At 74.8% G+C, this 10,268-nt stretch carries 9 protein-coding genes and 1 rRNA gene; 8 read left to right on the top strand and 2 right to left on the bottom strand.

All coding sequences use genetic code 11. The features are described from left to right. From rrf to pnuC, 4 genes are all read left to right on the top strand, one after another. Positions 1-77, top strand: a 5S ribosomal RNA gene (rrf, locus tag ROT00_RS10115); the annotation flags it as partial. Positions 78-138: 61 nt separating this feature from the next. Next, positions 139-2,088, top strand: coding sequence for a thioredoxin domain-containing protein (locus ROT00_RS10110; RefSeq protein ID WP_404774516.1), 1,950 nt, complete (start codon positions 139-141; stop codon positions 2,086-2,088). Further along, positions 2,085-2,468 carry a DUF3054 domain-containing protein gene (locus ROT00_RS10105; protein ID WP_404774515.1) on the top strand — a complete coding sequence of 128 codons (384 nt, stop codon included), beginning with the start codon at positions 2,085-2,087 and terminating at the stop codon, positions 2,466-2,468. The genes ROT00_RS10110 and ROT00_RS10105 overlap by 4 nt, the downstream gene beginning before the upstream one ends. A 25-nt stretch (positions 2,469-2,493) precedes the next feature. Next, positions 2,494-3,150: a nicotinamide riboside transporter PnuC gene (gene pnuC, locus ROT00_RS10100; protein ID WP_404774513.1), complete on the top strand. Its 657-nt coding sequence runs from the start codon at positions 2,494-2,496 to the stop codon at positions 3,148-3,150. Positions 3,151-3,241: 91 nt separating this feature from the next. Here the strand turns inward: pnuC and ROT00_RS10095 are convergent, their stop codons facing one another. Then, positions 3,242-3,574 (bottom strand): hypothetical protein, encoded by a 333-nt coding sequence (locus ROT00_RS10095; RefSeq protein ID WP_404774511.1) that lies wholly within the window; start codon positions 3,572-3,574, stop codon positions 3,242-3,244. 269 nt (positions 3,575-3,843) lie between these two features. On the opposite strand from ROT00_RS10095, the gene ROT00_RS10090 reads away from it, so the two are divergent. The 4 genes from ROT00_RS10090 (at position 3,844) to ROT00_RS10075 (ending at position 8,705) form a co-directional block, all read left to right on the top strand. Next, positions 3,844-5,679, top strand: a complete 1,836-nt coding sequence (locus ROT00_RS10090; protein WP_404774510.1) for a methyltransferase — start codon at positions 3,844-3,846, stop codon at positions 5,677-5,679. Positions 5,680-5,782: 103 nt separating this feature from the next. Continuing rightward, positions 5,783-6,709, top strand: a complete 927-nt coding sequence (locus ROT00_RS10085) for a DnaJ domain-containing protein (protein ID WP_404774508.1) — start codon at positions 5,783-5,785, stop codon at positions 6,707-6,709. Between the two features lie 59 nt (positions 6,710-6,768). After that, positions 6,769-8,037 (top strand): M18 family aminopeptidase, encoded by a 1,269-nt coding sequence (locus tag ROT00_RS10080; RefSeq protein ID WP_404774506.1) that lies wholly within the window; start codon positions 6,769-6,771, stop codon positions 8,035-8,037. 158 nt (positions 8,038-8,195) lie between these two features. Continuing rightward, positions 8,196-8,705: a rhodanese-like domain-containing protein gene (locus ROT00_RS10075; protein WP_404774504.1), complete on the top strand. Its 510-nt coding sequence runs from the start codon at positions 8,196-8,198 to the stop codon at positions 8,703-8,705. Between the two features lie 103 nt (positions 8,706-8,808). On the opposite strand, the gene ROT00_RS10070 is transcribed toward ROT00_RS10075, so the two are convergent. Further along, the gene (locus ROT00_RS10070; RefSeq protein ID WP_404774503.1) at positions 8,809-10,197 is read right to left on the bottom strand and encodes an L-serine ammonia-lyase; all 1,389 of its coding nucleotides are present in this window, start codon (positions 10,195-10,197) and stop codon (positions 8,809-8,811) included. Positions 10,198-10,268 lie beyond the last annotated feature (71 nt).

Here is a 10,268-nt window from a genome sequence, read left to right as displayed (position 1 = left end):
CGAACCCGGAAGCTAAGACTGACAGCGCCGATGGTACTGCAGGGGGGACCCTGTGGGAGAGTAGGACACCGCCGGACACCCATTCACGAAAGGCCACCCCGAACCCCGGGGTGGCCTTTCGGCATTTAAGCTGGCTGCATGGCGAACCGACTGCAGGGCGCCGTGAGCCCGTACCTCCGCGGCCATGCCGACAACCCAGTGGACTGGTTCCCCTGGGGAGCCGACGCGTTCGCCGCGGCCCGCGAGCGCGACGTCCCGGTGCTCGTCTCGATCGGCTACGCCACGTGCCACTGGTGCCACGTGATGGCGCGGGAGAGCTTCTCGGATCCTGCGGTCGCCGCCGTGCTGAACCGCGACTTCGTCGCGATCAAGGTCGACCGGGAGGAGCATCCCGGTGTCGACGGCAGCTACCTGGCCGCGGCATCCGCCTTCACGCGTGAGCTCGGCTGGCCCCTCACCGTCTTCGCGACACCCGAAGGCCGGGCGTTCTATGCGGGCACGTATTTCCCGCCCCGCACCGTCGGCGGCACACCCGCGTTCGGCGAGGTGCTCGCCGCGGTCGCCGAGGCGTGGCGAACCCGACGGGGCGAGCTGCTCGCGATGGGTGAGGAGGTCGCGAGGGCGCTTGCGGGGGCGGCCTCCGCGACCACGAGCGGCGAACTGCCCACGGCGGCCGCGCTCGGCGGCGCCGTCGAGGCGCTCGCGGCCGATGAGGATCGGGAGTTCGGGGGCTTCGGTCCGCCGCCGAAGTTCCCGGTGCCGACGGTGCTCGGCTTCCTCGCCGAGATGTCCGGCACGGGGGCCGTGCTCGGCGCCCGGACGCTCCGGCGGATGGCGGCATCGCCGCTGTTCGACCCGGTGGACGGCGGGTTCTTCCGCTACGCCACGCGGCGCGACTGGAGCGAGCCGCACTACGAGCGCATGCTGCCCGACAACGCACTGCTCCTCGGCCTCGCCGTGCGCGCGAGCCGGCGGGCGGACGAACTCGGCTGGGCGGCGCCGCTCGCCGCCGACCTCGCGCGCTTCCTCACGACCACGATGGCGCTCCCCGGGGGCGGGTTCGCGAGCGCGCAGGACTCGGAGAGCATCCTCGACGGGCGGCGCGACGAGGGCGGCTTCTACCGGCTCGACGCGGACGGGCGGGCGGCGGTCGATCCGCCGGCGCTCGACGAGAAGCTCCTCAGCGGCTGGAACGGGCTCGCGATCGGCGCGCTCGCGGAGTTCGCGGCCCGCGAGCTCGACGCCTCGGCCGCGGCATCCGCGCTCACGGCGGCGCGGGCCGCCGCGTCGCTCGTGCTCGAGCGCCACCTCGCCGGAGGCGTACTCCGCCGTGCCTCGCTCGACGGCACGGTGTCCGATGCCGCGGCCACGCTCGAGGACGTGGGCATGCTCGCCGGCGGGCTGCTGCGCCTGTCGCTCGCGAGCGGCGAACCGCGCTGGGCGCTGACGGCGCAGGAGCTCATCGACCGTGCGCTCGAGGATGCCGTCGCGAGCGGCGCCGAGGCACGAGGCATCCCCTTCGCCCCGCCGCGACCCGACGCGACGCTCGATGCCCTCGGACTCGCGCTGCCCGACGACCCGGCCGAGGGGGCCGCGCCCTCGGGGCTCACGAGCTGCGCCGATGCGGCGCTGCTGCTCGCCCAACTCGGCGCGGGCGAGACCTACCGGGCGGCGGCGGAGCGGGCGATGGCGTCCGTGGCCGGCGTCGCGGCGGCTCGCCCGATCGCCTTCGGCGGCGCCCTCGCGGTGATGGCCCGGCTCGCTGCACGCGAGGTGCAGCTCGTCGCCGTGGTGCCCGAGCGGGCCTCGGACGAGGGCGCGTCGCCCGAGGGGAAGCCGGACGAGGGGCTCGCCCGCGCCGAGGCATCCCTCCTCGCCGAGGCGAGGCGCGCGGATGTCGCCGTGCGCGCGATCGTCACCGAGCGTCAGGCCCGCGCGTTCGCGGAGGCCGGGTTCGAGCTGTTCGCCGGCCGCATGGCGCTCGACGGGCGCGCGACCGCCTACCGCTGCGAGCACTTCGTCTGCGCGCTGCCCGTGCACGACGGCCGGGCGCTCGCCGGGCTCGCGAGCCCTACGATTGAGGGATGAACCGCCAGTCGGCCGTGTGGGCCGCCGTCATCGCCGACGTGCTGCTCGTCGTGCTCTTCGTCGTCATCGGGCGGCGCAGCCACGCCCAGGGGCTCGATCTCGCCGGCCTCTGGCAGACCGCCTGGCCGTTCCTCGCAGGACTCGGGCTCGGCTGGCTCGTCTCCGTCGCGTGGCGTCGTCCGTTCGCGCTCTGGCCGAGCGGCGTCGTGATCTGGGTGGTGACGCTCGTCGCGGGGATGCTCCTCCGCACCGTCAGCGGGCAGGGGACCCAGTTCGCCTTCGTCCTCGTCGCGACCGGCACCCTCGCCGTCTTCCTCCTGGGCTGGCGCGCGGTCGTCGCCCTCGTCGCACGCCGGCGTCCGGCGCGCTCCGCCTCGTGAACGACCGCGGTCGGCGACGGTCCCGATGAACCCGATCGAGTGGCTCTTCGACGCGCAGCTGGTCATCGGCGACCAGGTGATCCTCTGGCGCGAGATCGTCGGCAACCTGTTCGGCCTGGCGAGCGCCCTCGGCGGCATGCGGCGGAAGGTGTGGGCCTGGCCCGTCGGCATCGTCGGCAACGCGCTGCTGTTCACGGTGTTCCTCGGCGCCGTCTTCGACACCCCGAATCCCGTGAACCTGCTCGGCCAGGCCGGACGGCAGGTCATGTTCATCGCGGTGTCGATCTACGGCTGGGTGCGCTGGTCGCAGCACCGGAGGTCCGCGGTGTCCGCGGTGGAGCCCCGATGGGCGAGCGGGCGCGTGCGCATCCTCCTCGTCGTCGCGCTCCTCGGCGGCACCCTCGTGCTGACGCCCATCTTCCGCGCACTTGGCTCCTTCGAGCCGGTCTGGGCGGACGCGTGGATCTTCGTCGGCTCGCTCCTCGCGACCTGGGGCATGGCCCGCGGCTGGACGGAGTTCTGGCTGATCTGGGTCGCGGTCGACGCGGTCGGGGTGCCGCTCCTGGTCAGCGCCGGCTACTACGCCTCGGCCCTGCTGTACCTGTTCTACGGCGCGTTCACGATCGTCGGCTTCTTCACGTGGATGGCGGTGCAGCGGCGCGCGAAGCTCGCCACGGGCTGATCGTGCGGTGGGCTGACCGCCCGGCGTCCGATCGTCTGGCGGGCTGACCGCCCGGCGGCCGACCGGCCGGTGGGGTGAGGGGATTCGCCGGTTACCAGGCGCTCGGCACGCGATCGAGCATCGACCAGGCGGCCTGACTCAGCTCGGGATGCTCGAGGGCGATCCCGCGGAGGAGCTCGTACTCGAAGCGCTCGACGTCGCCCGGGCGGGCGGTGGGGTGGTAGGCGCGCGCCCGCTGCACGGCCCAGGTGCCGTCGTGCAGCCGGTCTTCGCGGAGGGTCGCGACCACCTGCTCGTCGACGGACGGCAGATCGGGCAGGAACACCCACGGGTCTTCGCCGAGGCGGCAGCGCAGCTCGATGAGCGCGGCGAGTTCGTCGCGCGCGTCTTGACGGAGTCGCTCGAGCGATGTCGGCTCGGCCATGGCCACCTCCCCTCGAAGTGTTGTTCGTAGCCAAGGGTACGCCGCCCGTGTGACGGCGCGGTTACACGACGACGCGGGAGGTGTCGCCCAGATGTCGGCAGTGTGACGCTGCCGGGTGGCAGCCCGTCGCGCCGGTCGCGCCCGGTGGCGCCCGGTGGCCGTGGCCCTGCGGAGCTCGGCGCAGGGCAGGGGCGCGCCGAGCCGGTCGCGCCGCCTGCTTGAATTGACCGTGCACGGCGCGGCTTCGCACCGGGGACGAGGAGAACACCATGCCGGAATCCATCGCCGACTCCAGCGACGAGTCCGTCGAGGCATCCGCCGCGGCGTTCCCGGACGCATCCGCGAAGGCACCGGCCGAGCCGTCCGGCGGGGCGTCCGTCCGCGGCGCGACCGGGCGGGCCGCGGCGTTCGTCGGGCGCTTCTCCGCCGAGCCCGCGGAACCGACCCTCGCGCTCCTCGCCGCGCTCCGCGCGGATCTCGACGCGGCCGGGTTCCGCGTCGCGCGGATCGAGGCGCTCTGGGAGCAGAGCGCGGTGGACGGCCGCAGTCACCCCGGCCGGGCGCTGCAGCGCGGCCACCGCGCCCCGGCGCTGCTCGCCCTCGACCACGTCCTCGCGGGACTCGGCGACGACGCCGAGGCGGACGCGACGCGCGCCCTCGCCGCCCTCGTGCGCGTCTTCGTGCTCGGTGCCCCGGCCGATCGGGCCGCGCTCGAGCTCGCGCTGCCCGCGCTCGGTGTCGACGGCGCGGTCGAGCTCGGACTGCTGCGCGAGCGCACCGGCGCGACCGCCCCGCTCGGCCCGACCGCTCCGCTCGGCGACGTCTCCTCGCTCGTGGACCTCCGGCCCTACGCCTTCGCGGATGCCTCGGGCGAGGGCGAGTGGTGGATCGCCTCCGATCTGGGCGAGCTCGCCCTCGTGGGGGACTCCGGCGCCGGTCCGGCGCTCGCGGAGGACCATGTGCTCGGCGTCGGCGGTGCGACCACCACGCTCAGCGGGCTGCTGCTGCAGCGTGCGGCCGGGCGGACGCTCGATCTCGGCACCGGCAGCGGCATCCAGGCGCTGCACGCGGCGCGCTTCAGCGAGCGCGTCGTGGCGACCGACATCTCCGAGCGCGCACTCGCCTTCGCACGGTTCACGGCGGCGCTGAACGGGGTCGACGGCATCGAGTTCCGCCTCGGCAGCCTCTACGAGCCGGTCGCGGGCGAGCGCTTCGACCGCATCGTGTCGAACCCGCCGTTCGTCATCACCCCGCGACGCCCGGAGGTGCCGAGCTACGAGTACCGCGACGGCGGGATGGCGGGCGACGAGCTCGTCGAGTCCGTGATGCGCGGCGCCGCCGAGCACCTCGAACCCGGCGGCATCGCCCAGCTCCTCGCGAACTGGGAGTACCGGGTCGTCGCGTCCCCGGACACCGGCGAGGGCATCGCCGACGGGCTCGAACGCGTCATCGGCTGGCTGGAGGACGGCGGCCTCGAGTACTGGATCGTGGAACGCGAGCGCCAGGACCCGAGCGAGTACGCCGAGACGTGGATCCGCGACGGCGGGACCCGTCCGGGCACGGCCGAGTTCGAACGGCTGCACGCCGCCTGGCTCGAGGACTTCGCCGAGCGCGGCGTCGAGTCCGTCGGATTCGGCTACGTGCTGCTCCGCCGCCCCGCGAACGGCGAGCCCGCCCGCCTCGCGCGCGCGGAGCGGCTGCACGGCCCGCTCGGCGGCGAACCCGGGGGCCTCGCCGCGCATCTGGAGCGCTCGCTCGCCGCGATCGACGCGATCGAGCCGCTCGACGACACCGCGCTCCGGGGCATCCGCCTGGAGGTCGCCCCCGACGTCACGGAGGAACGCCACCACTGGCCGGGTGCCGAGCAGCCCACGGTCATCCTGCTGCGTCAGGGCGGCGGCTTCGGGCGTGTCGTCGATGCCGGGACCGCGCTCGCCGCGTTCGTCGGCGCGGCGGACGGCGAGCTGCCGACCGGGATCCTCTCGGACGCGATCGCCGAGCTCCTCGAGGCGGATGCCGAGGCCCTCTGGACCGAGCTCTCGCCGACGCTGCGCGAGCTCGTCGCCGGCGGGCTGCTCCGCCCGGCGGACGCCGCGGCCGACTGAGCCGACCGGACCGCGCAGCGCCCGCCACACGCTGACGCGGCCCGCCAGCGCCGCCGTCCAGCTGCGCGGCGGTATCCTCGTCCTCGCAGCAGAAAGCGAGCCAATGCCCGAGAGTCCACTGTCCGCGTCGCCGTACGAACTGCTCGGCGTCCCGGCCGACGCCGACGACGCCGCGCTGCGCGCCGCCTATCGTCGCGCGCTCCGCGACGCGCACCCCGACACCGGCGGCGACGCCGCCCGGTTCCACGCGGTGCAGCAGGCCTGGACCCTCGTCGGCACCCCGGAGGCGCGGGCGAGGTTCGACCGCGGCTCGGGCACGAGCACGCCTTCGCGCGAGACCTGGGCGCCCGCCGCACCGCGGCCGCGCCGGGACTCCCGGCCGCAGGCGCGCTCGTACGGGCATCCGGGCGGCTACGACCGCGAACGCTACCTCGGCCTCATCCGCGAGTGGGTGGGCCGCGGGCAGGAGCTCGCCGACCCCTACGACCCGGCGCTCGTGCGGGCCGCTCCGCGCGACATCCGCCACGTGCTCGCGGATGCGCTCGCCGAGGAGGCGACCGCGCGTTCGCTCGCGACGCTCGGCATCGCCTACACGATCTGGCACGACGTGGCGACGGATGCCGCGGGTCCGGGCCTGCCGCCGAAGCTCGATCACCTGGTGCTCGGCCCGACCGGGCTCTTCGCGATCCAGTCGGAGGACTGGGGGAGCGAGGTGCGCTTCCGCCGGAACGAGCTCATCGGCGAGGGACTCGACGGCGAACGGCCGTTCCGGGCGCTCGCCGCACGGGCGAAGGCGGTGACCCGACCGGCGAAGGTGAAGCCGACCGCGCTCCTCGTCGTCGTCCCCGACGAGCACGCGGCCGACCCGCTCGAACTCGGCGGCTCGATCCGCGGCGCGGCGACGGCGCTCGTGCGGCGCTCGCGGCTGACGAGCGCGATCCGCGAGGGCATCCCCGGCTCGCCGAGCCTCGGCGGCACCGATGTGATGGAGGTGCGAGCGCGGCTGCAGGCCGTGATCCGCTTCGCATAGCGCCACCTCCGGCTCGCCGGCGCGCACCCGGGCCATCCGGGTCGCGTAGGGTCGAAGGCATGCCCGCGATCGACGCCTCCGCCTACCTCGACGACTTCGCCGCCTTCGTGCAGGCCTCGCCCTCCTCGTACCACGCCGCAGCCGAGGTGGCCCGCCGGCTCGAGGCGGCCGGCTTCGAGCGGCTCGACGAGGCGGATGCCTGGCCGAGCGGACCGGGCCGCCGGGTCGTCGTGCGCGACGGCGCCGTCATCGCCTGGGTCGAGCCCGCGGGCGCGACGCCGACCGCGCCGGTGCGCATCCTCGGGGCGCACACCGACTCGCCCTCCTTCAAGCTGAAGCCGAGCCCGTCCACCGCATCGGCCGGGCTCCTGCAGGCCGGGGTGGAGATCTACGGCGGGCCGCTGTTGAACTCCTGGCTCGATCGGGAGCTCGAGCTCGCGGGGCGCATCGTCACGCGCGACGGCGCCGAGCACCTCGCCCGCACCGGGCCGATGCTCCGCATCCCGCAGCTCGCGATCCACCTCGACCGCGAGCAGAACAAGGCGCTCACCCTCGACAAGCAGCGGCACGTGCAGCCCGTCTGGGGCGCGGGCGAGGAGGGCGACGTGCTCGCCGAGCTCGCCGCCGATGCCGGGGTCGCCGCCGACGACATCGCGGGCTACGACGTGCTCCTCGCCGACACCGCGGCGCCGCAGCGCTTCGGCCGCGACGGCGTCTTCTTCGCCTCCGGCCGGATGGACAATCTGAGCTCCGTCTACGCCGGGCTCGTGGCGCTCCTCGCGGCGCCGAGCGACGCGGGCCACCTGAGCGTGCTCGCCGCCTTCGATCACGAGGAGCTCGGCTCGGAGTCGCGCTCGGGGGCGGCCGGGCCGTTCCTGGAGGACGTCCTCGCCCGCATCGGCGACGGCCTCGCCGCGACCGCGGAGGACCGCCGTCGTGCCGCCGCCGCCTCGTGGCTGCTCTCCTCCGACGCAGGGCACGGCGTGCACCCGAACCACCCCGAGCGGCACGACCCGGTGAACCGGCCGGTGCTGGGCGGCGGCCCGCTCCTGAAGCTCAACGCGAACCAGCGCTACGCGAGCGACGCCGTCGGCTCGGCGATGTGGCTCGCCGCGTGCGAGCGCGCCGGCGTGCCGACGCAGCCGTTCGTGTCGAACAACACGGTGCCCTGCGGCTCGACGATCGGGCCGATCTCGGCGACCCGGCTCGGCATCCGCACCGTCGACGTCGGCGTGCCGCTGCTGTCGATGCACTCGGCGCGCGAGCTCGCCCACGTCGACGACCTCGTCGCGCTCGGCGCGGCCGTCACCGCCTTCTTCGGCGGCTGAGCCCGGCCGCGCAGGCTGAGCCCGGCTGCGCAGGCTGCTTCGGCCGAGCCCGGCCGCGCCCGGCGTCTCCGGCCGCGCCACCGGATCTGGCGGGATTTCGAGGCACGTCGGCGGGATCTGTCGGGGTCGCATCGGCCGGGGCCTGAGAGGCTCGGGGCATGACCGACACCGCCACGAGCTCCGCCCTGTTCGCGCACGTCGCCGACCCGGTCGACGCCGTCCGGCACTTCGCCGCGCGCCTCGCGTACGAGACCGACGTGTCCGACGTCGCCGCGGCGCTCCGTGACGAGCCGGCCGGCTTCGTCCTCGTCGACACGCGGAGCGAGGCATCCTGGCGTCAGGGTCGTGTGCCGGGCGCCGTGCACCTGCCGACCCGGGCCATTGCCGAGCGCGCGGCCGCCGTCGTTCCCGCGGGAGCCGCGGTGGTCGTGTACTGCTGGGGGCCCGGTTGCAACGGCGCGCAGCGCGCGGCACTCGAGTTCGCCCGGCTCGGCCATCCCGTGAAGGAGATGATCGGCGGCTTCGAGTACTGGGTGCGCGAGGGCTTCGCCTACGAGACGGACGAGGGTCTGCGGGCCAGGCCCGTCGATCCGCTCACGAACGTCGCGGTCGAGCACGGACTCGGCGGCGACCCGGCCCAGGCGGGCGCGATCACCTGCGCCTGCTGAGGGCCCGACGGGCGGGCTTCCCCCGGCAGGGACACCGCGGGGAGGTCCGCCCGACCCCAGCGCTCAGCACCGGCGCTCAGCACCAGCGCTCAGCACCCGGCGCTCAGCACTCGATGACGTTCACCGCGAGGCCGCCCTCGCTCGTCTCCTTGTACTTCGTCATCATGTCGAGGCCCGTCTGCCGCATCGTCTCGATGACGGTGTCGAGCGAGACGAGGTGGGTGCCGTCGCCGTGCAGCGCGAGCCGCGCCGCCGAGACCGCGGTGGAGGCCGCGATCGCGTTGCGTTCGATGCAGGGCACCTGCACGAGCCCGGCGACGGGGTCGCAGGTGAGGCCGAGGTGGTGCTCCATGGCGATCTCCGCGGCGTTCTCGATCTGGCGCGGCGTGCCGCCGAGGACGGCGCAGAGGGCGCCGGCGGCCATCGCGCAGGCCGAACCGACCTCGGCCTGGCAGCCGCCCTCAGCGCCCGAGATCGAGGCGTTCTTCTTCACGAGGCTCGCGATCGCGGAGGCGGTGAGCAGGAATCGGCGGATGCCGGCCTGATCCGCGCCGGGGACGAAGCGCAGGTAGTAGTGGCCGACGGCGGGCAGGATGCCGGCCGCGCCGTTCGTCGGGGCGGTGACGACCCGGCCGCCCGAGGCGTTCTCCTCGTTCACGGCGAGGGCGAAGGCGTGCAGCCACTCGGTCGAGGTGTCGCGGTGCGCGGCGGCTTCGAGCTCCTCGCGGTCGTAGGCCTCGAGTTGCCGGCGCACCTGCGAGGCGCGTCGCTTCACGCGGAGTCCGCCCGGCAGCTCGCCCTCGGTGGCGAGGCCGTGCGAGACGCACTCGGCCATCGCCGCCCAGATCGCGTCGAGGCCCTCGTCGATGCCGGTCTCGCCGTGCACGGCGACCTCGTTGTGCCGCGCGACGTCGCAGAGCGAGACGCCGTGCTCGTCGCAGAGCTCGAGGAGCTCGGCCGCGGTCGAGTAGGGGAGCGGGTGGCGGAGCGCCTCGGCCTCGGTGGCGGGGTCGCCGTCGCGGCGGATGAAGCCGCCGCCGACGGAGTAGTAGGTCTCCTCGGCGATGGGCAGGGCGCCGTCGGCGTCCCACGCCTGCAGGGTGAGGGCATTGGGGTGCCCGGGAAGCCGGGTGCGCGGCTCGAGCGTGATGTCGCTCGGCCGCAGGAGGATCGGGTGCCGTCCGCCGAGGCGGAGCTCGGATCCCTCGGCGTCGAGCCGCTGCCAGGCTCCGCGCACCTCGTCGGGGTCGCAGTCGTGCGGGCGGAGGCCGGCGAGCCCGGCGACGACGGCGTCGGGGGTGCCGTGGCCGAGACCGGTGGCGCCGAGCGATCCGTAGAGGGAGCAGCTGACGCGGGCGACGCGATCGGAGAGGCCGGCCGCGTCGAGGCGGTCGACGAACGCCGTCGCGGCCCGCATCGGCCCGACGGTGTGGGAGCTCGAGGGCCCGATGCCGATCGAGAAGAGATCGAGGGCGGAGACGAACGCTGTCACCACACCAGGGTACGCGCGTTCTCGCGCACGGATGCCGCGAGAAATCGCAGAATCGTGCGCGGCGCCCCCCG

The organism is Agromyces mediolanus (assembly GCF_044917495.1).
GTDB classification, from domain to species: Bacteria; Actinomycetota; Actinomycetes; order Actinomycetales; family Microbacteriaceae; genus Agromyces; species Agromyces mediolanus_B.
This window is presented reverse-complemented; position numbering and strand designations above follow the sequence as displayed.

Excerpts from the sequence above, each read along its gene's own strand:
- ROT00_RS10110 (WP_404774516.1), top strand. The coding sequence starts at position 139 with ATGGCGAACCGACTGCAGGGCGCCGTGAGCCCGTACCTCCGCGGCCAT.
- ROT00_RS10105 (WP_404774515.1), top strand. The coding sequence starts at position 2,085 with ATGAACCGCCAGTCGGCCGTGTGGGCCGCCGTCATCGCCGACGTGCTG.
- pnuC (WP_404774513.1), top strand. The coding sequence starts at position 2,494 with ATGAACCCGATCGAGTGGCTCTTCGACGCGCAGCTGGTCATCGGCGAC.
- ROT00_RS10095 (WP_404774511.1), bottom strand. The coding sequence starts at position 3,574 with ATGGCCGAGCCGACATCGCTCGAGCGACTCCGTCAAGACGCGCGCGAC.
- ROT00_RS10090 (WP_404774510.1), top strand. The coding sequence starts at position 3,844 with ATGCCGGAATCCATCGCCGACTCCAGCGACGAGTCCGTCGAGGCATCC.
- ROT00_RS10085 (WP_404774508.1), top strand. The coding sequence starts at position 5,783 with ATGCCCGAGAGTCCACTGTCCGCGTCGCCGTACGAACTGCTCGGCGTC.
- ROT00_RS10080 (WP_404774506.1), top strand. The coding sequence starts at position 6,769 with ATGCCCGCGATCGACGCCTCCGCCTACCTCGACGACTTCGCCGCCTTC.
- ROT00_RS10075 (WP_404774504.1), top strand. The coding sequence starts at position 8,196 with ATGACCGACACCGCCACGAGCTCCGCCCTGTTCGCGCACGTCGCCGAC.